This window comes from Methanococcoides vulcani, from assembly GCF_900111645.1.
GTDB lineage: Archaea > Halobacteriota > Methanosarcinia > Methanosarcinales > Methanosarcinaceae > Methanococcoides > Methanococcoides vulcani.
In genome coordinates, this window is record NZ_FOHQ01000007.1 from 82,227 (window position 1) to 105,025 (window position 22,799).

36 protein-coding genes, 1 tRNA gene and 1 other RNA gene are annotated in these 22,799 nt (G+C 44.6%); 35 read left to right on the forward strand and 3 right to left on the reverse strand.

Annotated features, from left to right (window positions below; translation table 11 throughout):
* The first annotated feature begins 99 nt into the window (after positions 1–99).
* Both BMX02_RS10065 and BMX02_RS10070 read left to right on the forward strand, forming a co-directional pair.
* Positions 100–735: a DUF116 domain-containing protein gene (locus BMX02_RS10065; protein WP_091690556.1), complete on the forward strand. Its 636-nt coding sequence runs from the start codon at positions 100–102 to the stop codon at positions 733–735.
* Positions 728–1,345, forward strand: coding sequence for a DUF116 domain-containing protein (locus BMX02_RS10070; RefSeq protein ID WP_091690557.1), 618 nt, complete (start codon positions 728–730; stop codon positions 1,343–1,345). The genes BMX02_RS10065 and BMX02_RS10070 overlap by 8 nt, the downstream gene beginning before the upstream one ends.
* Before the next feature lie 58 nt (positions 1,346–1,403).
* Here the strand turns inward: BMX02_RS10070 and rnpB are convergent.
* An RNA gene (gene rnpB / locus BMX02_RS10075) (RNase P RNA component) lies at positions 1,404–1,757 on the reverse strand.
* A 126-nt stretch (positions 1,758–1,883) separates the two neighbouring features.
* Here rnpB and BMX02_RS10080 point away from each other — a divergent pair.
* The 3 genes from BMX02_RS10080 to BMX02_RS10090 all read left to right on the forward strand — a co-directional run bounded on the left by BMX02_RS10080 (position 1,884) and on the right by BMX02_RS10090 (position 3,003).
* Positions 1,884–1,991, forward strand: a complete 108-nt coding sequence (locus tag BMX02_RS10080; RefSeq protein ID WP_091690558.1) for a PEF-CTERM sorting domain-containing protein — start codon at positions 1,884–1,886, stop codon at positions 1,989–1,991.
* A gap of 189 nt (positions 1,992–2,180) precedes the next feature.
* Positions 2,181–2,435, forward strand: coding sequence for a hypothetical protein (locus tag BMX02_RS10085; RefSeq protein WP_091690559.1), 255 nt, complete (start codon positions 2,181–2,183; stop codon positions 2,433–2,435).
* A gap of 199 nt (positions 2,436–2,634) precedes the next feature.
* A complete protein-coding gene (locus tag BMX02_RS10090) occupies positions 2,635–3,003 on the forward strand; it encodes a response regulator transcription factor (RefSeq protein WP_167879334.1) in 369 nt (122 codons plus the stop codon).
* 65 nt (positions 3,004–3,068) lie between these two features.
* Here the strand turns inward: BMX02_RS10090 and BMX02_RS10095 are convergent, their stop codons facing one another.
* Positions 3,069–4,091 carry a methyltransferase domain-containing protein gene (locus BMX02_RS10095; RefSeq protein WP_091690560.1) on the reverse strand — a complete coding sequence of 341 codons (1,023 nt, stop codon included), beginning with the start codon at positions 4,089–4,091 and terminating at the stop codon, positions 3,069–3,071.
* 659 nt (positions 4,092–4,750) lie between these two features.
* Between BMX02_RS10095 and rpl3p the strand changes: the two genes are divergently transcribed.
* The 30 genes from rpl3p (at position 4,751) to BMX02_RS10250 (ending at position 22,146) form a co-directional block, all read left to right on the forward strand.
* A complete protein-coding gene (rpl3p, locus tag BMX02_RS10105) occupies positions 4,751–5,764 on the forward strand; it encodes a 50S ribosomal protein L3 (protein WP_091690562.1) in 1,014 nt (337 codons plus the stop codon).
* A 5-nt stretch (positions 5,765–5,769) separates the two neighbouring features.
* Complete coding sequence (gene rpl4p, locus BMX02_RS10110) at positions 5,770–6,531, forward strand: 50S ribosomal protein L4 (RefSeq protein ID WP_091690563.1); 762 nt, start codon at positions 5,770–5,772, stop codon at positions 6,529–6,531.
* The gene (locus BMX02_RS10115) at positions 6,528–6,776 is read left to right on the forward strand and encodes a 50S ribosomal protein L23 (protein WP_091690564.1); all 249 of its coding nucleotides are present in this window, start codon (positions 6,528–6,530) and stop codon (positions 6,774–6,776) included. Before rpl4p ends, BMX02_RS10115 begins: the two co-directional genes overlap by 4 nt.
* 11 nt (positions 6,777–6,787) lie before the next feature.
* Positions 6,788–7,501: a 50S ribosomal protein L2 gene (locus BMX02_RS10120; RefSeq protein ID WP_091690565.1), complete on the forward strand. Its 714-nt coding sequence runs from the start codon at positions 6,788–6,790 to the stop codon at positions 7,499–7,501.
* Positions 7,502–7,518: 17 nt separating this feature from the next.
* Entirely contained in the window at positions 7,519–7,932 is a 414-nt protein-coding gene (locus BMX02_RS10125; protein ID WP_091690566.1) for a 30S ribosomal protein S19, read from the forward strand.
* Positions 7,933–7,942: 10 nt separating this feature from the next.
* On the forward strand, positions 7,943–8,398 hold the full coding sequence (locus BMX02_RS10130; RefSeq protein WP_091690567.1) for a 50S ribosomal protein L22: 456 nt from the start codon (positions 7,943–7,945) through the stop codon (positions 8,396–8,398).
* Complete coding sequence (locus BMX02_RS10135; protein ID WP_091690568.1) at positions 8,398–9,327, forward strand: 30S ribosomal protein S3; 930 nt, start codon at positions 8,398–8,400, stop codon at positions 9,325–9,327. The genes BMX02_RS10130 and BMX02_RS10135 overlap by 1 nt, the downstream gene beginning before the upstream one ends.
* A gap of 2 nt (positions 9,328–9,329) precedes the next feature.
* Positions 9,330–9,533 (forward strand): 50S ribosomal protein L29, encoded by a 204-nt coding sequence (gene rpmC, locus BMX02_RS10140; RefSeq protein ID WP_091690569.1) that lies wholly within the window; start codon positions 9,330–9,332, stop codon positions 9,531–9,533.
* Position 9,534: 1 nt separating this feature from the next.
* Positions 9,535–9,840, forward strand: a complete 306-nt coding sequence (rnp1, locus tag BMX02_RS10145; RefSeq protein ID WP_091690570.1) for a ribonuclease P protein component 1 — start codon at positions 9,535–9,537, stop codon at positions 9,838–9,840.
* Between the two features lie 5 nt (positions 9,841–9,845).
* Entirely contained in the window at positions 9,846–10,175 is a 330-nt protein-coding gene (locus tag BMX02_RS10150) for a 30S ribosomal protein S17 (protein WP_091690571.1), read from the forward strand.
* On the forward strand, positions 10,172–10,570 hold the full coding sequence (locus BMX02_RS10155; RefSeq protein WP_091690572.1) for a 50S ribosomal protein L14: 399 nt from the start codon (positions 10,172–10,174) through the stop codon (positions 10,568–10,570). The genes BMX02_RS10150 and BMX02_RS10155 overlap by 4 nt, the downstream gene beginning before the upstream one ends.
* Positions 10,571–10,581: 11 nt before the next feature.
* Positions 10,582–10,935 carry a 50S ribosomal protein L24 gene (rplX, locus tag BMX02_RS10160; RefSeq protein WP_091690573.1) on the forward strand — a complete coding sequence of 118 codons (354 nt, stop codon included), beginning with the start codon at positions 10,582–10,584 and terminating at the stop codon, positions 10,933–10,935.
* A gap of 5 nt (positions 10,936–10,940) precedes the next feature.
* Positions 10,941–11,651, forward strand: a complete 711-nt coding sequence (locus BMX02_RS10165) for a 30S ribosomal protein S4e (RefSeq protein WP_091690574.1) — start codon at positions 10,941–10,943, stop codon at positions 11,649–11,651.
* Positions 11,652–11,655: 4 nt separating this feature from the next.
* On the forward strand, positions 11,656–12,153 hold the full coding sequence (locus BMX02_RS10170; RefSeq protein ID WP_091690575.1) for a 50S ribosomal protein L5: 498 nt from the start codon (positions 11,656–11,658) through the stop codon (positions 12,151–12,153).
* Positions 12,153–12,305, forward strand: coding sequence for a 30S ribosomal protein S14 (locus BMX02_RS10175; protein WP_091690576.1), 153 nt, complete (start codon positions 12,153–12,155; stop codon positions 12,303–12,305). The genes BMX02_RS10170 and BMX02_RS10175 overlap by 1 nt, the downstream gene beginning before the upstream one ends.
* An 11-nt stretch (positions 12,306–12,316) precedes the next feature.
* Entirely contained in the window at positions 12,317–12,709 is a 393-nt protein-coding gene (locus BMX02_RS10180) for a 30S ribosomal protein S8 (protein ID WP_091690577.1), read from the forward strand.
* Between the two features lie 17 nt (positions 12,710–12,726).
* Complete coding sequence (locus BMX02_RS10185; RefSeq protein ID WP_091690578.1) at positions 12,727–13,260, forward strand: 50S ribosomal protein L6; 534 nt, start codon at positions 12,727–12,729, stop codon at positions 13,258–13,260.
* 22 nt (positions 13,261–13,282) lie between these two features.
* A complete protein-coding gene (locus tag BMX02_RS10190) occupies positions 13,283–13,729 on the forward strand; it encodes a 50S ribosomal protein L32e (protein ID WP_091690579.1) in 447 nt (148 codons plus the stop codon).
* Between the two features lies 1 nt (position 13,730).
* A complete protein-coding gene (locus BMX02_RS10195) occupies positions 13,731–14,177 on the forward strand; it encodes a 50S ribosomal protein L19e (protein ID WP_091690580.1) in 447 nt (148 codons plus the stop codon).
* Between the two features lie 59 nt (positions 14,178–14,236).
* Positions 14,237–14,758, forward strand: a complete 522-nt coding sequence (locus BMX02_RS10200) for a 50S ribosomal protein L18 (RefSeq protein ID WP_091690581.1) — start codon at positions 14,237–14,239, stop codon at positions 14,756–14,758.
* A gap of 11 nt (positions 14,759–14,769) precedes the next feature.
* A complete protein-coding gene (locus BMX02_RS10205; RefSeq protein ID WP_091690582.1) occupies positions 14,770–15,405 on the forward strand; it encodes a 30S ribosomal protein S5 in 636 nt (211 codons plus the stop codon).
* Between the two features lie 2 nt (positions 15,406–15,407).
* A complete protein-coding gene (locus BMX02_RS10210; RefSeq protein WP_091690583.1) occupies positions 15,408–15,869 on the forward strand; it encodes a 50S ribosomal protein L30 in 462 nt (153 codons plus the stop codon).
* Positions 15,870–15,876: 7 nt separating this feature from the next.
* A complete protein-coding gene (locus BMX02_RS10215; protein WP_091690584.1) occupies positions 15,877–16,317 on the forward strand; it encodes an uL15m family ribosomal protein in 441 nt (146 codons plus the stop codon).
* A 110-nt stretch (positions 16,318–16,427) separates the two neighbouring features.
* A complete protein-coding gene (secY, locus tag BMX02_RS10220) occupies positions 16,428–17,906 on the forward strand; it encodes a preprotein translocase subunit SecY (protein ID WP_091690585.1) in 1,479 nt (492 codons plus the stop codon).
* 22 nt (positions 17,907–17,928) lie between these two features.
* Positions 17,929–18,576 (forward strand): adenylate kinase, encoded by a 648-nt coding sequence (locus BMX02_RS10225; RefSeq protein WP_091690586.1) that lies wholly within the window; start codon positions 17,929–17,931, stop codon positions 18,574–18,576.
* Positions 18,577–18,597: 21 nt separating this feature from the next.
* Positions 18,598–19,218, forward strand: coding sequence for a DUF106 domain-containing protein (locus BMX02_RS10230; RefSeq protein WP_091690587.1), 621 nt, complete (start codon positions 18,598–18,600; stop codon positions 19,216–19,218).
* 2 nt (positions 19,219–19,220) lie between these two features.
* Positions 19,221–19,748, forward strand: a complete 528-nt coding sequence (gene cmk, locus BMX02_RS10235) for a (d)CMP kinase (protein ID WP_091690588.1) — start codon at positions 19,221–19,223, stop codon at positions 19,746–19,748.
* A gap of 22 nt (positions 19,749–19,770) precedes the next feature.
* Positions 19,771–20,763, forward strand: coding sequence for an RNA-guided pseudouridylation complex pseudouridine synthase subunit Cbf5 (locus BMX02_RS10240; RefSeq protein ID WP_091690589.1), 993 nt, complete (start codon positions 19,771–19,773; stop codon positions 20,761–20,763).
* Positions 20,764–20,791: 28 nt separating this feature from the next.
* Positions 20,792–20,874: transfer RNA gene (locus tag BMX02_RS10245), tRNA-Ser, on the forward strand.
* A gap of 216 nt (positions 20,875–21,090) precedes the next feature.
* The gene (locus tag BMX02_RS10250; RefSeq protein WP_091690590.1) at positions 21,091–22,146 is read left to right on the forward strand and encodes an ammonia-forming cytochrome c nitrite reductase subunit c552; all 1,056 of its coding nucleotides are present in this window, start codon (positions 21,091–21,093) and stop codon (positions 22,144–22,146) included.
* Positions 22,147–22,180: 34 nt separating this feature from the next.
* Here BMX02_RS10250 and BMX02_RS10255 read toward each other — a convergent pair whose 3' ends face one another.
* Positions 22,181–22,705 carry a DJ-1/PfpI family protein gene (locus tag BMX02_RS10255; RefSeq protein WP_091690591.1) on the reverse strand — a complete coding sequence of 175 codons (525 nt, stop codon included), beginning with the start codon at positions 22,703–22,705 and terminating at the stop codon, positions 22,181–22,183.
* Positions 22,706–22,799: the final 94 nt, after the last annotated feature.

Below are 22,799 nucleotides of genomic sequence, written 5' to 3' on the forward strand. Positions count from 1 at the left end.
CTCTCTACCTTTCATTAATTTTTTTATGTTCTTTTTTTATTTTCACTAAGTTCTCTTTCACAGTTACTTTTAAATATTGCTACTTCCTCTCTTTGGCTCATGGAAATTCCCTATGAACTTCTGGGTAAGCTATTCGTATATATGCTTCTCTTTGCTCTATTGGGAATTGTTGTGGCATTACTTGTTGGATTTTACAGTTTTAAGAAGAAAAAGGTCGTCTTCCCTAATTTTGTTCTGTTCATGCTTTATCTGTTCTACTCACCTGCCAAATGGATATGTGGCGTCTTCTCGATAAGGGATACTCTTATAGATGAGATCCTTATTGAGATCAGAAATGCTGTAATGCTTGATGATTTTATCAGAGCAAGAGGCACAAGAGCTATCTTTTTACCTCAGTGCATGCGTCATGCTAATTGCAGGGCCAGATGTGATCCGATAATTGGCTATGAGTGTAAAAAGTGTGGTCTATGTGACATTGGTAGCATCTGTGAAGCTGCCGATGAACGTGGTTTCAGGGTTTATGTGATCCCTGGCGGTAGTTTTGTAAAGAAGATCATGAAAGCACACAAGCCGGTTTCATGTATAGGCGTGGCTTGTTACAATGAGCTATCAGAGTCTATGGAAGAAATATCTTTTATACCGGTTCAGGGTGTTTGCCTTTTGAAAGATGGGTGCTTCAACACAAAAGTGGATGTTCTTGAAGTGATCGAAAAAATGGAGCTCTGCAATGTATAATTTAATAGGCAAATTGTTATTGGTCTTTCTAATGCTTTCAGTGCTTGTTTCAGCGCTATCCCTTTATGTTAGTCGTGTAAGCCTTACTCGAAACGTCTGGCTATCCGGCTTTTTTGCTAATGTGCTGGATTTCTTCTTCCTGCCGCTTAAATATTTCTTTTGCAAGTTCTCGGATCCACGAAAGCTTGACAAGTGGATGGTATCTTTGAAAAACTCCGCGCACATGTCTGATTTTGGAAATACAAAAAAACGGCTTATGTTCGTGCCGCATTGTATGCGTTCACTTGATTGTCCTGCATATGCAACGAAATATGGCATACAGTGCAAGTCCTGTGGGAAATGTGTTATGGATAAGTTGAAAGAAGATGCAAACAAATATGGCTATGATTTCTATATTGTAACAGGTTCTTCTTTTGTCAAAAACATCTTGAGTGACCATTATGCAGATGGTGTGCTGGTAATTGCATGTGATTATGAGATAAATAAAGGCATGAGGTCTCTTGCAGGGGCTGGTGTCGTGACATATGGGATTCCTATGCTCAATGATGGTTGTTACAACACAAAGGTAGATGATAAACTGGTCACTGATACTCTGGAAATGTTTGCATGATCCAATTTCGATCGAAGCACCAGTGTCCTTTTATTTCCGGATTAAAAATAAGATTGATGAGTGAGGAGAGTAAGCTCCCTTCTGTTGGTGCAAAATTCCTTATCCGCAGGGCGGAAAGGGAAGGTCCTTGCGGACTCTTGCACTGACGACATTCGGCTAAGCGTTAATAACTTCGGGACGGTCCAGAAACCCGTTTGATCCCTACTTCCAACTTGCACCCACGAGGTTTCGCCGTTCCATCCACTTCCCATGCGACCTCAACCTTCCGGTATCATTGCATTAACATGGGGTGGTATCGTTTCTGTGCCAGCGCCCTGGCTCTCACCAGACACCCTTCACAGGTGTTCGTGTATCTGGATGATGGGGAGACTTTCCTCAGGCCCAGAGGCCCGGCGGTCGTCCTTCCTCTCTCGGTTGTATGGTTGTTTATGTTAGATATATATCTGACGATAACGCTTGACCTAATAATGATGAATATCACATTTAGATTTTTTGTGATATGTTTGTTATTTAATAAATCAATAATTTATATAATGACATGTGGTGTGGTGCAAATGGTTCACTGATTTCTGAATTCCCTACAGTTGCACTTCCGATCGCAGCAGTGATTGGACTGGCATTCCTGCTTCAGCGTCGCAGGCGTTGAATTAGATCGATCTTTGAACATCTGAAGCTTCAGATGTTCTGATTTTATTTTATTCCTCTTTTGTTTTTTGATTTATTTTCGGTCTTGGATCTCATTTTCATTTAATTTGACAAAGGTTATAAATGGTATTACTTATATATTTTCTATTGTTATTAGGTAATCTGAAATGACTTTTCCGGTGGTGGAAATATGTCTGAAAAAACGGTGTTTGATCAATACAAGGAAATGGTCGAGAAGACCAAACAACTTCATTCGGAATTAGTAGAGTTGTCTTCAAAAGTAGGTGGTATGGTGGACACTATCGATTCAGGTCTGCCTGGATCAGTTACACCCGCACAAAGGGTTAATGTGCGTGGTTCTGATATTAATGCTGTCAATGGTTTTGGGATCTACTCTTCGAAGGATGCTTCTTTGAAGAGACATGAATCGGATATTAAGGACTGAGTTTATAGTATCTGTTGATTGTTTATTCAACTACTCCCTCTCATAAGTTGTTTTTATTGTTTCCATCGGACAAGTTCTTATTTTTTAAGAAACAATTAAAAATACATAATATTTATGTACTGTTTAACATTAATGGTCTATGTAGATCTATGTCGTGTGAATTCATTGTGTATGGGAACAATCGAGGGGTTCTGTTGCATTGAACAAGAAAATAATGATCGTCGATGATGAGGCTGACACCATTTATCTTGTCAGGTCCATCCTTGAAGCAGAAGGTTTCGAGGTGGTGGGTGCAGGCAGTGGTGCGGAATGCCTGGAAAGGCTTGATATTGAAAAACCGGATGCTATACTGCTGGATCGAATGATGCCTGGTATGGATGGCTGGGAAACCTTCCATAAGATCGAAAAAGAATTGCCTGATGTTCCTGTTTCGATCCTCTCTGCAAAAGGGCAGAAGTTCGACCAGATGCTTGGACTTAATGTCTTGAATGCAAATGATTACATTACAAAGCCATTTAATAATACTGAGTTTATGGAACGTATCAAGTCCCTTGTTGGGGAAGCTTGATACGAAACTGATTCTTATATACACGTTTTTTATTTCTTGGGATTCAATTTCTCAACATTGCAAGTTCAATCCATTATCTTGCATATGATGGCCTTCCCATTCTTTGCAAAAAGATGTACTGTACCTGAACCTGTTAGCCCTTCCTCTATTTCATTTCGCATTTTCCAGTATCTTGCAGGATCAATTCCGGCTCTTAATATTACTGTGCCAACATCTTCTTTCCGGAGTTCCTTATTAATTAGTGCAGTGTCCAGTTCTACTACATGAAGCACTTCATAACTGTTCTTTGCAATGATGTGGTCTATCGGAGATTCGGACGTAAGCAGGATCCTCTTTGAATCAATGTTGAAAAGGCTTACTTGTGAACTTGAGTTTTCCATGATCGCAGCTGCAAACTCTGGAAGTAGTTCGGCTTTGATTACTGACGGTTCCGGTTCACAAGCAAATAGTCCAATATCTTCTGTTGTTACTATATCTGCTTTTACGTTGTTCGAATCGATCCTTGCTTCGGATGGAAGTGATACTGCTGAACGATCGCATGATCTGATATCTCCAAAGTACAGGTTCAGGCGGTTCAACTGTCCATTTAATGATAGGTACTCTTTCTCGCAATCGAAAGGAATTCTGTCCGGAGTCATCTGTGGTGGTGCTTCGAATGCGAAATTTTTTGTTTTATTCGCATAGGCTGAAAGTACATTTGGAATTCCGGGCTCAAGGCTTGATACGTGACGCTTATCTTCAGATGGTGGTCTTGCAGGATCCGAGAACAGGATGTCTATTTTTGGAACCTGGTCGATAACTTCCTTTGAGAGTGCATCTCCGCAGATGAATTCCACGTTGTCCAATCCATAACGTTTGCAGTTTTTCTCTGCAAATTCTATCTTTTGAGGGTCGATCTCTATGGCGTAGACCTTTTCACATTCTTTTGCAAAGAAAATGGTCTGCCCACCAATCCCGCAACTGATGTCTGCGATAGTTTGACATTTGAGGCGTTTGGCCCGGTAGCTTGCTACTACTTCAGGTGTTGCAAAACGCAGGCCATCATTGTCGGCTTTAATTCTGTTATCAAATTTCTTTTTTCGTGACACTTATGATCAGTATGAAAGAAAGGTTCAATCGATTTAAATCCATCCAATGCTTTGAGCTATATTCTCCGGTACATTTAATTATGTCCGGGCACATTCAGGTAATATCCTTTGTTATCCTTGAATTAGTTCAATGATAATCTCTATTTTTCATCGGTTGTATGAAAACCCTTGATCGTATGCATTTTCGTATAATCTTTTCATGGGGTTATTGTGCAAAACATTTATATATGGAATCTGACATTTAGACACCCTAAGTTAGGATTAAGTGTGTAATTTGGCTTTGCCACTTTACAAGACTAAAGATCATAACGTAGGAATAAGCAAGTGTGAAAAGTCGGATTTAACAGGAAGTGTTCATGGGCCTCTTCACGGAATGCCCGCTCTTGTGTGCAAATGTGTACAAGGGGACACCGAATGGCTAGATCTTTTAGAGATGATTGAGTACGAACGTACGGAAGGATTCATCCTATCCGTTATGACAAGTATGTTAGTTATCTTGCTTTCCGCGTAATGTGGGCAGTCGGTCTGCATAGCTCTGTTTTGAGCTATGGGATGCACTGCATACATTTTGGAACCTAAACTCTTTTCACGGTCTTGGCCTACATCATGAAAAAACGAAACGTTGTTTCAAAAAGAATCGTAAAAGAAGGAGAATACAAATGGCAAAAGGACACAGACCAAGACGGGGTTCACTTGCATTCAGTCCACGCAAGCGAGCACAAAGTCACATTCCAAGGTTTAGATCATGGCCAGAGTCAAACGCCGAACCTAAGCTGCAGGGTTTTGCAGGTTACAAGGTCGGTATGACTCATGTTATCATGATCGATGACGCAAAGAACAGTCTTACAGAGGGTACTGAAATATCCGTTCCTGTAACTGTCATTGAGACCCCAGCAATCCGTGTTGCAGCAATTCGTGCATACGGTGAGAACACTCATGGTGAGAAAGCTCTTGCAGAAGCATGGACAAATGTTCTGGACAGCGATCTTGACCGCAGGATCAAGGCTCCAAAGAACCATGACGTCAATGCAGCACTCGAAAAGATCGGGTCACTTGTCGAAAACGGCAAGGCAACAGATATCAGGGTCATCACATACACATTACCTTCAACACTTACTGGTGTTCCAAAGAAGGTACCGGATGTAATGGAGACTGGTGTAAGTGGAACTGATGTGGGCGCAAAGTTCGAGTTCGCAAAAACCATTCTGGGAACCATGGTAGATGTTTCAGATGTGTTTGATAACGGTGGAATCATCGATGTTGCAGCTATCACAACCGGTCACGGTACACAGGGCCCGGTAAAGAGATGGGGAATCAACCTCATGAAGAACAAACACTCCCGTCAGGGAAGTTTGAGACAGGTCGGTACCCTTGGTCCATGGACTCCTGCACACGTTAGCTGGAGAGTACCACAGATGGGTCAGATGGGTTACCATCAGAGAACTGAGTACAACAAGAGGATCTTAAAGATGTCTTCCGACGCTGAAGAGATCAATCCTGCAGGCGGATTTACCAATTATGGTGTTGTTCGTGGCAACTATATCCTGATCAAAGGCAGTGTTCCAGGTCCATCAAAGAGACTGATCAGACTCAGGGAACCAACCAGATCAAAGGTATCCAGCATGGGAGAACCTCAGATCGTTCACATTAGTACACAGTCCAGGCAGGGGTGAAGTGAATGACCACAGCAAATATTATTGATTTATCAGGAAATGCTAAAGGCGAGATCGCATTGCCGGAAGTCTTTAATGAGATTTTCAGGCCGGATCTTATCAAGAAGGCAGTTCTTTCTGCACAGGCTAACAGACTTCAGCCATATGGTCCTAAGAAGTATTCCGGTATGGAAACATCAGCACACTCCTGGGGATCAGGCAGAGGTGTTGCACAGGTTCCAAGGATATCCAATGGAAGCCGTGTCGCAAGAATCCCACAGGCAGTGGGCGGAAGGCGTGCACATCCTCCAAAGCCGGAGACCGACCGTACAGAGAAGATCAACAAGAAAGAGAAGCGTCTGGCTATCAGATCCGCAATTGCAGCAACTATCAATGCTGACCTTGTAAAGGCACGCGGACACAGATTCGACGCAGAAGTTCCTCTTGTTGCAGAGAACACCATTGAAGATATTTTGAAGACAAAGGACGTCATAAGCTTCCTTCAGGCAGCTGGTGTCTACGATGATGTTATCCGCGCAAAGGAAGGTAAACACATAAGGGCCGGTAAAGGTAAGCGCAGGGGCCGTAAGTACAAGACAAGGAAGAGCGTTTTGATAGTGACTGGAGAGGAAAGTCCTATTGTTAAAGCAGCTAACAATCTTTCAGGTGTCGATGTTGCTACAGTAGATTCCCTGAACGCAGAACTTCTGGCACCAGGTACCCATGCAGGCAGACTTACAATATGGACTGAATCTGCAATAACCAATATGGAGGGTATGTTCATATGAGTGCTATTAGGTATCCATTCATTACTGAAAAAGCAATGATGCTTATGGATGATAATAAGCTTCAGTTCGTTGTCGACACACGTGCTAACAAGAAGCAGGTGGAAGATGACGTGGTCAAGATGTATGGCTTTTCTGTAAAGTCAGTACGTACAATGACCACAATGAAAGGCTTAAAGAAAGCATTGGTAACATTCGAGGAACCGGATGCTGCACATGAGATCGCAACAAGGATCGGTTTGGTGTGAGGTGAAGGTATATGGGTAAAAGACTTATATCACAGAACAGAGGTCGAGGAAGTCCAACATACAGGGCTCCATCACACAAGTACAAAGCCGCACTCAAACACCCACGTGTGGATGAAGAGAGCGTTCTCAATGGTACAGTTATTGATATTACACATGATCCTGCAAGGTCAGCTCCTATTGTCAAAGTAGCCTTTGAGAATGGTGAGGAACAGTTGATCCTTGCTCCAGAAGGAATTGCTGTTGGTGAGAAGATTGCCTGTGGTGTTTCCGCAGAGGTCAAACCAGGTAACATTCTCCCTCTTGCAGAAATCCCTGAGGGTATTCCTGTATGTAACATTGAGTCAAAACCAAATGATGGCGGTCAGTTTGCACGATCTTCAGGTGTATTTGCAACACTTGTTTCCCGTGAGGCTAGCAAGGTCGTTGTCAGGATGCCATCAGGTGTCTTGAAATGGTTCAATCCTAAATGCAGGGCAACAGTCGGTATCGTTGCTGGTGGCGGAAGGATTGACAGGCCATTCCTCAAGGCAGGTAAGAAGTACCACAAGATGAAAGCAAGGGCTGCAAAGTACCCACGCGTATCAGGAGTTGCCATGAACGCTATTGACCACCCGTTCGGTGGAGGTAACAGAAAGCATCCAGGAAGGCCAACTACTGTGAGCAGGAATGCACCACCAGGACGTAAGGTTGGTCAGATCGCAGCACGTAGGACCGGAAAACGTTAAACAAAGAGGTAATATACATGGCAAAGAAATCAACATCAAGATTACCAAAACGAAAGGGAGAGTTCACATTCCGTGGTCTTACGGTTGAGCAGCTCCAGCAATTGAGTTTTGATGAATTTGCAGAACTCCTGCCTGCTAAGGAACGCAGGTCTATACGCCGGGGTCTTTCTGATAACCAGAAGGACATTCTGCAACAGTTCAAGGACGGTAAGGAAAGCGTACGAACTCACTACAGAAATATGATCATCTATCCAGAGATGGTCGGTAAGACCATCGAGGTCTACAATGGTAAGACGTTCGTAGCAACAGAGATAATGCCTGAAATGATCGGGCACAGATTCGGCGAGTTCTCTCCAACACGTAACAGGGTTTCACACGGAAGCGCTGGTGTCGGTGCAACACGTTCGAGTAAGTTCGTACCATTGAAGTAAGGTGATGTGAATGGCAAGAATCAACTATACAACGGATCTCGATCCAGAGACCAGTTCAAAAGCAATGGGTTCAGAGCTTCATATCTCACCTAAGAAATCACGTGAACTCTGCAAAGCAGTAAAAGGCATGAAAACAAAGGCTGCAAAACGCTATCTTGAAGAGGTAGTCTCTTTGAAGCAGGCAGTGCCTTTTGGCAGGCACAATGACAGTCTTGGTCACAGAAAGGGTCCAATGGCAGCAGGTCGCTATCCTGTGAAAGTTGCATCTGAAATGCTTAAATTGCTCAAGAACGCAGAGAGCAATGCAGAATACAAGGGTCTGAATGCAGATCACATGTACATTGCACATGTAGCAGCAAAGCGTGGTCGTGTGATTCATGGTATGAGACCAAGGGCTCGTGGAAGGGCAAGTCCGAAGAATACGGAAACTGTCAATATTGAGATGATCATAAGCGAGGTGCGCTAATGGCTGTAGAGAGAAAGTTCGTCCAGGATGGGTATGTAAAGGCATCCATGGATGAATATTTTGCAAAACAATTAAGCAGGGCTGGTTATGGTGGTATGGAGATCAACCGTACTCCAATGGGAACCCAGATAACGGTCTATGCTGAGAAACCAGGTATGGTTATCGGAAAGGCTGGAAAGGTTATCCGTAAACTGACCCGTGATGTAGACAGGTTATATGATCTGGACAACCCTCAGATCGATGCACAGGAAGTTAAGAGGCCTGAGCTGAATGCACAGATGATGGCATCAAGACTTGCTTCTTCCATCGAAAGAGGATGGTATTTCAGGAAAGCCGGTCACAATACCATGCGTGCTATAATGAACGCTGGTGCACTTGGTTGTGAGATCGTCATCTCCGGAAAATTGACCGGTTCAAGGTCAAGGGTGGAGAAAATGGTCAACGGTTATATCAAACACGCAGGTAAACCTGCTGAAGATATTGTTGACGACGGTTTCGCTGTTGCTGTCAAGAAACTTGGTACCCTTGGGTGCAGAATACGTATAATTCATCCTGATGCAGTCCTTCCGGACGCATACAGGATGAAGACTGCCGAGGAACTTGCAGCATCCGGTGTCGTTGCTCCTGCTGAAGAAGCAAAGAGTGCAGGCATTGAAGAGCTTGTAGAAGCTGAAGGTGCAGTTGTAGAGGCTGAAGAAACAGTTGTTGAAGCAGCAACAGAAGTAGAAGCTGTAGAAGTAGCAGTCGAAGAAGCTTCAGAAGCAGAAGTTGTAGCAGAAGAACCTGTGGCTGAATCAGCAGAAGAATCCGAAGCTACAATTGAGATCGTTGATGGAGAAGAGCGCCGTGAGGTCAACAGTGTATGGCAGCACAAGCATGAAGGTCACGATTACTGGCACCCAATGGGCCGTGTCCACAGGGAGGGCTAATCATGGCAATTCTTCGTACAAAAGAGATCAGGGATATGACCCCACACGAACGTGTGGACGAACTTGAGAAGATCCGAAGTGAGCTTATCCGTGAGCGCGCACTTGCATCAGCAGGTGGTGCTCCTGATAACCCTGGTAGGGTCGGTGAGCTTAGAAGGACAGTTGCAAGGATCAAAACGATCCAGAACGAACTGAAGGAGATCTGATTTGGAAGCATCGGCTTCTAATCTGATTTTCCACGAGCTTATCGGGCTTGTTACAGAAATAATCGAGTCAACAAATCCCACATTAAATAACATAAAAGGCAGAGTGGTCGACGAAACACGCAATATGCTTGTAATCGAGACGGAAGACATGGGCGAGAAAATGGTTCCAAAGAAGGGAACTGTTTTTATATTCCATGTTCCATCCCATTCTGCTGATCAAGATCAACGTGTTATAACAGACGGGAAATTATTGCTCTCACAACCCGAGAATAGAGTCAAGAATCTTAAGAAAATACGCATGAGGTAATAATCATGGCAAAAGATATTGGATTGGATGTACCTGAGCCGTCCAAGGAATGTGATGACGTTAATTGTCCATTCCACGGCAACCTCTCCGTAAGGGGACAGATCCTCGTCGGTACTGTTGTAAGCGACAAGATGGACAGGACAGTGGTCATTCAACAAAGGCGTGAAAAGCTGATAAACAAATACCAGAGATATGAGAAGAGGCAATCAAAGATCCACGCTCACAATCCACCATGCATCGATGCAAAGGTTGGAGATATTGTGACGTTCGCGGAATGTCGCCCTCTCAGCAAAACCAAATCATATGTAGTCGTTAAGTCGGAGGTGCAGGCGTGAGGGGTATTCGCTCAAAGATCCCACGTGCACTGAATGCCGGCGCTAAGATCGAATGTGTTGATAACACTGGTGCACGTACTGTAGAGATCATTTCAGTCAAGAAGTACCGAGGTGTAAAGAACAGGATGCCAAAGGCAGGTATTGGCGACATGTGCGTTGTATCTGTAAAGAAGGGTACTCCTGAGATGCGCAAGCAGATCATTTACGCAGTCGTTGTACGCCAAAAGAAGGAATTCCGCCGCCCGGATGGTCTGAGAGTCAGTTTCGAAGACAACGCGGTAGTGATCGTAGATGATAAGGGTATCCCAAAGGGAACCGACATCAAAGGTCCTGTTGCAAGAGAAGCAGCAGAAAGATTCCCAAAGATCGGCACAACAGCATCCATGATCGTGTGAGGTGTTAAATTATGGTATCAAAACAGCCAAGAAAACAGAGGAAAGCACGTTACGATGCACCCCTCCACATCAGGCAGAAATATATGGCTGCACCTCTTTCAAAGGAGCTTCGCGGCAAGTTTGGTCGCAGTGCAAGCGTTATTATCGGTGACACTGTTGTGGTAATGCGTGGTGACCATGCAGGTACTAAAGGAAAGGTCGAAGCATTGTCCTTGAAGAGCGGAACCATCGTAGTTGAAGGTGTTTCTGTTAGCAAGGTAGATGGAACAGAGGTTCCAAGACCGATCTATCCTTCAAACGTGATGATAACATCACTGGAATTGAACGATAAACGCAGAGAATCAATATTATCTAGAGGTAGGTGATTCTAGTGGGCAAACATCAAAAGAGGATATCTGTCCCAAATAGCTGGCAGATCTCAAAGAAGTCCAACAAATGGATAACATCCACAAGACCAGGTCCTCATAACAGATTACAGAGTCTTCCTCTTGCTGTTGTACTTAGGGACATGCTTGGTGTCGTTGACAACCGGGCAGAAGCAAAGAGAGTACTTTCAGAAGGCAAGGTCCTTGTTGACGGAGTCGCAAGGAAGGATCTAAGGTTCCCTGTAGGGTTGATGGATGTAATTAGCATCCCATTAAACAATGCAGAATACCTTATATTGCTTAATGGTAAGGGAAGGCTTGTTCTGAACAAGCTCGAGGATATGGGCGCAAACAAACTGTGCCGCATTGAAAACAAGACTGTCATCAAGGGCGGAAACGTACAGATGAACCTGAACGATGGTACAAACCTTAATGGTTCCAACGATTACAATACAAAGGATTCAATCATACTTTCCCTTCCTGACAAGGAGATCGTAAAACACATCAAGTACGAAGTGGGCAATCTTGCAATGATCATTGGTGGAAGCCACTCTGGAGAGATCGGTACCATCAAGGAGATCAACAAGGTAAGGAGCTCTAAGTACAACACAGTGACCATCTCCGGTGAAACCGAGTTCGAGACGATCGAGAACTATGTTTTCGTAGTAGGCGAGAAGGAGCCAGAGATCAGCTTAGGTGGTGAGTCAATTGAGTAACTCAATGAGAAATCCTAAGGTCGATAAAGTGGTCGTCCACATGGGTGTTGGAGAAAGTGGTCAGCACCTTGTCGATGCAGAAGGGATCCTTGGAGCTGTTACCGGTCAGACCGTTATCAGAAGCTATGCAAAGAGAACTTTGCCTGCTTTCAGTATCAAAAAGAACGAGCCTATCGGATGCAAGGTAACTCTCCGTGGAGATACTGCAGAAGGTTTCCTGAGAACATCTCTGGAAATTATCGAGAACAGCCTCCGTGCATCCCAGTTCGATGACTATGGAAACGTTTCATTTGGCGTTGAAGAACACACTGACTATCCTGGCATGAAGTACGATCCTAACATCGGTATCTTTGGAATGGATATCAATGTGGTTGTAAACCGTCCTGGTTACAGGGTAAACAAAAGAAGGGTCTTAAAGCGAAAGATACCAACTTCCCACAAAATCTCAAAAGAGGATACGATATCTTTCTTTAAAGAAAATTATGGTGTGGTGGTAGAATAATGACTCAGACAGAGAAGAACTTTGGAAGAGGCGCAAACGAGTGTAAAAGATGCGGTAGAAAGCAGGGTCTGGTACGCAAGTATGGTATCTACCTTTGCAGGCATTGTTTCAGGGAAATGGCCCGCGATATGGGATTTGAAAAATATACATGAGGTGAACAGGTATGGTATTATTAGATCCTCTTGCTGATGCGTTATCTATGATCAAGAACGCTGAAGCTGTTGGTAAAGATTCCTGCACTATCAAGCCCGCATCAAAGCTCATAGGAAATGTCCTTAAGGTCATGAAGGACCGTGGATATATCGGTGAGTTCGAGTTTGTGGAAGATGGTAAGGCTGGAGTATATACAGTAGAACTTATTGGACGTATTAACAAGTGTGGAGCTATCAAGCCACGTTATTCAGTCGGAGCAACCGAGTTCGAGAAATGGGAGAAACAGTTCCTTCCTGCAAAGAACTTTGGTGTTCTGATCCTTACAACTCCTCAGGGAGTAATTTCCCAGTATGAGGCTCGTGAGAATAACGTTGGTGGCCAGTTATTATCATTTGTGTACTAATTTAAGGGTGAGATGATATGGCAAAAGAAATCAAAAAAATAATCTCGATTCCTGAAGGTGTGACAGTAACGTTAGAAAATAACGTTCTGTCCGCTTCAGGGCCCAAAGGTACCAACACAAGATTCGTGTGGTATCCAGGTGTAAACATTGAAGTGAACGGTTCAGAAGTGGTCGTTGACTCTCCATCATCGAGGAAAAAACAAAAAGCAATGGTCGGAACGCTTTCTTCCCACATCAATAATATGATGAAGGGAGCTGTAGATGGATTTGAGTACCACATGAAAGTGGTCTACTCTCACTTTCCAATGCAGCTTAAGGTCGAAGGAAAGCAGTTTGTCATCAGTAACTTCCTTGGTGAGAAGAAGCCAAGGGTTTCCAAGATCCTTGGTGAGACAACTGTAAAAACAAGTGGTGACGAAGTTATTATCTCCGGTATCAACAAGGAAGATGTCGGTCAGACCGCTGCTAACATCGAGCAGAAGACAAAGATCAAGCGCTTTGACCCACGTGTGTTCCAGGATGGTATATACATCGTTGAGAAGAGGGTATGAGAGAGAAGTGTAGGTGATCTGAATGGAAGATACAGTTAATGAAACTAACATGAAAGAAGCAGTGACCACCGAACTTGCACTTGATGATGAGTCCAAGAGACTTTTTAAAGTCAGGAAAGTCCAGAAAGGTAAGAAACCTGCATTCAAGAGGACTGATTCACACAAGTACAAGCGTCTGGATTCCAACTGGAGAAGACCAAGGGGTCTTCAGGGCAAGCAGCGCAGGCACATTGCCGCAAAAGGTGCTCTTGCACAGGTCGGATATGGTAGTCCTGCAGCAGTAAAAGGTCTTCACCCGTCCGGGTATGCAGAAGTCCTTGTGAACACTGTTAAAGACGTTGATGACGTTGATGCTTCCCTCGAAGCTATAAGGATCGCAAGAACCGTTGGTGCAAGGAAGAAAGCAATCATCGAAGCAAAAGCAACTGAAATGGGTATTAAGATATTGAACCCTACCAGGAGTGAGTAAGATGACTGATCTCACAAACCAGAAAAGACTTGCAGCAAAGGTCCTGGGATGCGGAGTCCACAAGGTCTGGTTAGATCCTGAAGCTTCTGCTGAAATAGCAGTTGCTATTACAAGGGAAGATATCCGTGGTCTGATCGCAGGCGGAAGCATAAAAGCAGAGCTTGTAAAGGGTGTTAGCCGCGGACGCGCAAGAGAAAGGGATGCAAAGCGTAAATACGGCCACCGCAAGGGTCATGGTTCCCGTAAAGGTAGAAAGGGTGCACGTAACCCGAGGAAAGAGCAGTGGATGAAAAAGATCCGTGCTCTCAGAAGGAGGCTTAAGGAGCTTCGTGCAGATGGTACACTTGATAAGTCCACATACTGCAAGGTCTACCGTAAGGCAAAGGGTGGCGAGTATAGGAACTTGGCTCATATGGAAGCGCATCTTAATATTAAGAAGACAGAATGAGCCTGAGGAATAGACAATGAAGACAAATTTACATGTTAAGTTGATGTGGAGGATCTAATATGGCTACAGGAGCCCGTTATAAAGTCCCATTCAGGCGACGAAGGGAAGGGCGTACAGATTATCACCAGAGACTCAGGTTACTTCTGTCAAAAGAGGATCGTGTGGTTGTGCGTAAGAGCACAAGGCACATACAGTTGCAACTTGTGGCACCAGATGCAAAAGGAGATATGACATTATCGTCAGCTATCTCTACTGAGCTTGGGAAATATGGATACGAGGGAGCAACCGGTAACACAACCGCAGCATACCTGACAGGTCTCTTGTTCGGATACAGGGCACTTAAGGAAGGCTATGAGAGCGGTGTACTGGATATCGGAATTCAGGCATCATCACCAGGATGTCGCGTATATGCAGCACTCAAAGGTGTTGTTGACGCAGGACTGGATGTGCCTCACAATTCTTCAGTATTCCCATCTGATGAGCGTATAAGAGGAGAACACGTTGCAGAATATATGGAAGGATCCAATCTGCCGGAAGTGTTCGAAGCAGTGAAGGAAAAGATCCTTGCAGAGTTCAGTTAAGGTGTGGTTATATGGCATATGAATATAATGAGGAATGGGTACCCAAGACAAGGCTTGGAACGCTTGTTTCAGAAGGACAGGTTACTTCCATGGATGAAGCCATGGATTCCGGTCTCCCTATAAGGGAACCAAAAATAGTTGATATATTGCTACCTGATCTGGAGGACGAAGTTCTCGATATCAACATGGTCCAGAGGATGACCGACTCCGGAAGACGTGTCAAGTTCAGGGCAACCGTTATCGTTGGAAACGGCGATGGTTTTGTTGGACTTGGTCAGGCAAAGGATGTACAGGTAGGACCTGCTATCAGAAAGGCTATTGACAATGCAAAGATCAACATCACACGTATCAAACGTGGATGCGGTTCATGGGAATGCGGTTGTGGACTTCCACATACCGTTCCTTCCGAGGTCAATGGAAAGGCAGGTAGTGTCACTGTAGTATTGAAGCCTGCACCACGTGGACTTGGACTTGCTGCTGGAGGCACTGCAAAGAAAGTGCTTGATAAAGCAGGTGTCAAGGACGTATGGACCCGTACAGAAGGTCAGACCAGGACTACTCTCAACTTCGCAAAGGCAACATACAATGCTCTGATGAACACAGGCACTGTAAGAAGACCAATTGTATTTGATGAGACGGAGGACTGAATATGTTCGCAGTAGTCAGAATGAGGGGCCAGGTGCATGTTAGCGGTGAGATCGAGGATACCCTCGGTATGCTTCGCCTGCACAAGGTCAACCACTGCGTATTCCTTGCTGACAACCCTAACAACAAGGGTATGATCCAGAAAGCAAAGGATTACATTGCATACGGTACTGTTGATGCTGATACTCTGGTAGAGGTAATCGGCAAGCGCGGAAGGCTGGAGGGCGATGCACGCCTGACAGATGCTTATGTGAAGGAGAACACAGATTTCGACTCCATTAAAGCATTCGCAGAAGCTCTTGTCAGCGGAAATGCAAAGATCAATGACGTTCCTGGTCTGAAGCCGGTTTTCAGGCTTCACCCACCAAGGAAAGGTCACGCTGGTATCAAGAGGACCGCTCAGCAGGGCGGTGTCCTTGGAAACCATGGTGAAGACATAAAGACACTTTTGAACAAGATGAGGTGATGTTACTATGAGCAACAAAACCAATACAAAGAAGTTCAGGGGTTCACGCACCTGCGGTGGCGGTACTACCAAGAATCGCCGTGGTGCTGGTAACCGTGGTGGACGTGGTAGGTCCGGTGAGAACAAGCATCATTTCACAAGGGCTTTACAACTCGGATACACACGTGGAAGCAACCGTGGATTCTCTCGTCCATTGAAGATGATCCGCGACGTTTCAGTAGTGAACGTCGGTGAACTTGACGAACTTGCAGATCAGCTTGTAGAAGATGGCTTTGCACAACTTGAAGAAGGTGCATATGTCATCGATCTTGCAGATCTTGAGATTGAAAAGGTTCTTGGTACCGGAAAAGTAACAAAGAACATGGTTGTTACAGCAAGCAGCTTCTCAGGAGTTGCGCGGGACAAGATCGAGAATGCAGGTGGATCCTGCGTAGAAATTGAAGAGTAATGTCTTTTACAGACATTACTTTTATATTTATTGCGTTTTTATTTAGTGCAGATTAATTTATATTATAACAAAGTCCAATGGACTTTCAATCCCGTATAAAGGTGTAGTTAATGAGTCTCAGGGAGAGTTTGGAACCGTTTTTTAACAGATTGCCCGCCGTTGCAAGTCCGGAGGGGCATGTGCATTTTAAGAACAAGCTAATGTGGACTCTTGGAATATTGGTACTTTACTTTGCACTCGCAAATGTACCTCTTTTTGGTCTTTCCAAGGATTCCATTGATTTGTTCGAACAATATAGAGCGTTCTTTGCAGGAGCATCAGGATCACTAATGCTTCTTGGTATAGGTCCTATTGTGACCGCATCTATTGTCCTCCAACTTCTGGTTGGAGCTGACGTTATCAAGCTCAACATGTCCGATCCTGCAGACCAGGCGTTCTTCCAGGGTGCACAGAAATTCATGGTCTTTGTAATGATCGTTCTTGAAGCTCTGCCACAGATAGTAGGAGGCTATATCCTGCCGGATGCCGGAGTAGCATCAGCGCTTGGAGTGGGTCTTGGAGTTGTTACATCCATTATATTCATTCAGATATGTATCGGCGGTATGCTAATCCTGTTCATGGATGAGATCGTGTCAAAATGGGGAATTGGTTCCGGTGTGGGACTGTTCATCGTTGCTGGCGTTTCGCAGCAGATCGTAACTGGATTGTTCAACTGGGGACTCGACACCGGAGGTCTTCCTATCGGAATACTTCCAAAGTGGATATATATAGCTCAGAATATAGGGTTAGATTACATTCTCACAGGCGATGGAGCCATGTTCCTGCTTATCAGAGGTGGAGTTCTGGCACTTGTGAGTACTGTTGCAATCTTCCTGCTGGTCGTATATGTAGAGAGTACCCGCATTGAGATCCCATTGGCACACAGCGCTGTAAGAGGTGCAAGGGGAAGGTTCCCTGTAAAGCTTATCTATGCATCCGTTCTTCCAATGATCCTTGTCAGGGCTCTCCAGGCGAACATACAGATGGTAGGTCTGCTACTTTCAGGACGTGGTATAACTCTATTTGGTGAGTATTATGGTTCTACTCCTATCAACGGCGTGATGTACTATCTTTCGCCTATAAACAGTCCATATGACTGGATACCTTCACTTGTAAGGGAGTCATTTACAGGATACGGTGTTTCGGTGCCTTCAATGTGGCAGGTAGGATTACATGTTCTCGTTGATGCAACGTTCCTTATCGTTGGTGGTATCATATTCGCTTTGTTCTGGATCGAAACCACTGGTATGGGTGCAAAACCTACTGCACAGAAGGTGTTCAATTCAGGAATGCAGATCCCTGGTTTCAGGCGTAATGTCGGAAGTATCGAGAAGGTCATGTTACGATATATCCCGAAGGTAACCATTATTGGTGGTGCTTTCATTGGTGTCCTTACACTTCTGGCAAGTATGCTGGGTACCATTGGTGGTGCCGGAGGTACAGGCTTACTGCTTACAGTAAGTATTGTATATCGTTTGTATGAGGATATTGCATCTGAACAGATGATGGAAATGCATCCAATGGTCAGGTCGTTCTTCGGACAGGATTAAACGAAAAAATGGAGATATTTAAATGAATGTTGTGTTATTTGGTCCACCGGGTGCAGGAAAAGGCACCCAGGCCAAGGAACTGGCTAAGCATTATCAGATCCCTCACATATCTACCGGTGATATTTTGAGGGCAAATGTACGTGATGGTACCGAACTTGGACGTGAGGCTAAGGAATACATGGATAAAGGCGAACTTGTGCCTGACGAAGTGCTGATCGGTATTATCAAGGACCGTCTTACGGAGTCTGACTGTAAGGCCGGATATCTTCTTGACGGCTATCCAAGGACAGTTCCTCAGGCAGACGCTCTTTCAGGCATTCTTGATGATATTAGGATGCCTCTTGAAGTCGTCCTTAATATCGATGTTGCCGATGAGGAACTTATAACCCGTCTTTGCGGAAGGTATATGTGTACCTGTGGTGAGAGCTATCACATCAAGTTCAACCCTCCAAAGAATGAGGGTGTCTGTGACGCATGTGGTGCACAGCTCTACCAGCGCGATGATGATAAAGAAGATGTTATCGGGCAGAGACTCGATTCCTATAAGGGGAAAACCCAGCCTCTTATCGATTATTACAAGGACAAAGGTATCCTTGTTAATATTGATGGAACTGGTGAGATCGGCAGAGTATTTTCAGATATCTGCGAAGTACTTGACCAGTACAAGTAAGCTAATAGAAGGTGATGATGCATGGCAGATTCAAATTTCAAGAAAACAGCAGAAAGGTTTGTACTGGCGGTCGGTATCTCTTTGATGATAGGTATTCTTGTTCTCGGTGAGGAGGGCAGGGAAGGTATTGGAGCTATCGTTGGCATCCTGATGGATCCTATAAGTGCTATGGTCGGTGATGGCAACTTCCACATAATGTTGTTCATCATGGCAGCGATCACTGCTTTGTATGCATCACTTATTCAGAAATATACTATTAACTGGCAACTTATGCGCAACACACAGGAGCGCATGAAGTCCTTCCAGAAGGAGTTCCGTGAGGCACAGCTCTCACAGAACACCTATATGGTCAAAAAGTTAGAAGAGCAGCGTGCTGATATGATGGGTGACCAGATGGAGATGTCAAAGCAGCAGTTCAAACCGATGGCATATATCAGTATCATCTCTCTGCCGCTTTTCATGTGGGCATATCATTACATTAGCCTGCATCCAGGTGCTTCACTCGTATTCCCATTCTGGGGAGAGCAAGAGCTTGTGACTACTGTTCTGGGCCCGATCCAGTACTGGATATTCTGGTACTTCATTACATCACTGGCTATCAGTCAGGTAGTGCGTAAAGCACTGGATATTGGTGGCGTCTAAGCATGCTTTTAACTATTAGTGGACTGCCGGGCAGTGGAACCACTACTGTGGGAAAACTACTGGCAGAACATTATGGTGTGAGGATGATCTCCGCAGGTGATGTTTTCAGGGGTCTTGCAAAAGAACGTGGAATGACACTTGCAGAGTTTGGCAGTCTCGCAGAGTCTGATCCTTCCATTGACATCGAGATCGACAAAAGGCAGAGCAAGATCGCAAATAGCTCTGATCGTCTTATTCTTGAAGGTCGACTTGCAGGCCACATGGCTGGAAATGCTCTGAAGTTATGGGTAAAAGCTCCCATGGAAGTGCGTGTCAGGAGGATAGTCGAAAGGGAAGGCTCGTCCTTTGATGTATGCCTGGAGGAGACTGTAGAACGTGAAGCTTCGGAAGCATTACGTTACAAAGAGATACATTCAATTGATATCAACGATCTTTCTATTTATGATATAGTTATTGATTCCAGTCGCTGGGACCAATTTGCGATCACAGACATTCTCATACAGGCCATCGATGGCTGTGGCGGATTTTAATAAATAATTTGCAGGTACTGCTATGGTTTCATCAAGAACTTCTAAAGACGTGGACATGATGGTCGTAAAGGCACATGCTACCACGAATGCCGCATACGGTTGCAAGCCTGAAGATCGTCCTATTCTTGATTATATTAATCTGGGTGTCGTGAACATCGACAAACCTGTGGGTCCTACCAGTCATGAAGTAACAGCATGGATAAGGGATATGGTGGGTGTAAGTAAGGCCGGTCATTCCGGTTCACTTGACCCTGGTGTTACAGGTGTGCTTCCAGTGATGCTTGGAAAGGCTACTAAAGCAGTCTCAGCCCTGCGTCTTTCAGGCAAGGAGTACATCTGCCTCATGCACCTTCACAATGACATTCCTGAAATAAAGATCAGACGTGTATGTAAGGACTTCAACGGTCCTATTTACCAGACCCCGCCTATTATCTCTGCGGTCAAAAGGCAGTTGCGGATAAGGAATATCTACTATCTTGATGTTCTTGAGATCGATGGCAGGGAAGTGCTCATGAGAGTAGGCTGTGAGGCAGGAACATATCTGCGCAAACTCTGTCATGACATTGGTCTCATACTGGGCTGTGGTGCTAATATGAAGCAACTACGCAGGACAGGTACAGGTCCGTTCAGGGAAGATACTCTGGTGACCCTATACGATCTCAAGGATGCCTGTGTTTTCTGGCAGGAGGACAACGACGAGACCGAACTTCGAAAGTTGATACTTCCAATGGAAGATGGTTTGTCTCATCTGCCTCGGATCGTTATACGCGACACTGCTGTAGATGCGATTTGCAGAGGTGCATACCTTGCAGTTTCAGGTATCGTTTCTTTCAGCAAGAGCATCAAAAAGGACGATAAGGTTGCTTTATTCACATTAAAGGGGGAAGCTGTGGCACTATGCAAGGCATCCATGGATTCCGATGAACTATTGAACAATGACCATGGCATATCTTGCATTACCGAAAGAGTAATAATGGATGCCGCTATTTATCCCAGATGCTGGAAGGCGAAATAAACGCCAGTCAGCGCGAATACGGCTTTTTGCCGAGGTAGTCTAGTGGTAGGGCGCAAGCCTGGAAAGCTTGTGGGGCCTGTCCCCTCGGGAGTTCGAATCTCCCCCTCGGCGCTTTGATCTTATTTTTGAATGTTATATTCGTTTTAATCCGAATTTTCTTCGGAAATGTATATATCCCGAAAACTCACATTATCCTATGTGATAGGTATGTTGGGGGACATAACAAAAACAATAGTAATAGTTTCAACAGTTTTACTTTTATTTACGACTGTGTGTATAGCGGTAGACTTTGATGATTGTGCGGACTGTCATCAGGAGTATTATGATATGTGGAGCTCTTCTGCCCATGGTATTGCAGATTGTGAGATATGCCATACTCCTGCTGGAAGTGGTTTTGAAGGTCATATTTCGAACCCTTCTGATTCAGTTCCAACTGCAGACCTGTCTTCAGAGGTTTGCGGGGATTGCCATGTTGCCATCTTTGATGATTGGAATGAGTTTGCAGGCGAGGAGTTCGATATGGAAGCAATGGCAAGCCACTCAGAGCCGACGGAGATCGCAGAACCATTTGTACTTCATTCGGACACCTCCTGTATCGTCTGCAAGAGTACCGATGGTGCGTTACTGAACCTTGAAGAGGCAGATGTATATATGCTGAACGAGGAAGCTGCTCATGACCTTAATGTAACGGAATGGGCAATAACATGTGTTGCCTGTCATGATCCTCATGAGGGTGGCATCTGGTTGGAGGACAGCACACTTCTCTGTGGCAACTGTCATAACACGGAAGGCGTGGTTGCCGATGGTGAAACACCGGTTGTGAGGCATGCGCAGTGGGAAATGGTAAGTTCTTCAGGATATGTTGATGGAACTCACCCTACGGTGATAAGTTGTGTCGACTGCCATATGTCAATGGTACCATTGGATGGTGAAGTTACTACTGGTCATGACTTTGATTTCGATGCACTGGCGCTTTCAGACCCTGAAGCATCCAATGGCTGTTATATGTGCCATCAGGATTCATTACCATCCCTGATCGAGGAAAAGCAAGCTCCAATTTCGCAGAGGCTCTCTGATCTTAATTCATTAAAAGAAGAAGCAAATGTTGCTCTTGAAATTGTCAATGGAACGGATGCTTATGGACCACAGCTTGCCAACTATAACAACGGACTTTTCTACCTTACAGAAGTTGAAAATGATGGCAGTCTGGGAATCCACAACATGGTTCGAACCCAGAGTGATCTTGATATGGCAGAAGATTACTTCAATTCAATTATCGAGGGAAGTTCAGGTGCTGATGATGCAGGTCAGATACCTGCACCTGGTGGATTAGTTGTAGTAATGATATTTGCTACAGTTGCCTGCTTAATAAAGAGGGATTGATGTCTATCCCTCTTACCTATCTTTTCTGTCTTTTTTAATTGAATGCTTCAAGAACTGCTTTTCCATATTCCTTAGCACTTTTCGGATCTCTTCCGGTAACGATCTTTCCATCTGAGATCACACCTTTATCTTTGTGCTTAGCCCCTTTGTCCTTAAGTATGCTAACGGTCTCATCGTTCTTGAAAACCGTACTTTTCTTTCCTTCAAGAACACCGGCATTTGCGAGTACGACCGGTGATATACATATTGCAGCGACGACCTTGCCTTGCTCGTATGCTTTTCTGACTATATCCTGCAGTTCCTTGTTATCCCACAGGTATTGTTTGGAACCTCCGCCTCCGGTGATGGATATGGCATCATATTCATCGATGTTCACATCAGAGATGCTAATGTCAGGCTTGACATCTCCTCCGAGTATCCCCTTTGCTTTCTTTGTTGTATTGCTGGCAACGGTGACCTTAGCACCACTTTTCTCAAACACTTCCTTTGGTTCAAAGAATTCCTCGTCCCTGAAGTTTTCCTGTGCAACTATCATGAGTATTTTCTTCTGGTCTGTCATTTGATCACCTTTTGGTTATAGTTTATATTATTATTCTGAGAAATGTTTCTGTTGATTTAATGTTCTTGTACCATCTTATAAATCAATGGCGAAT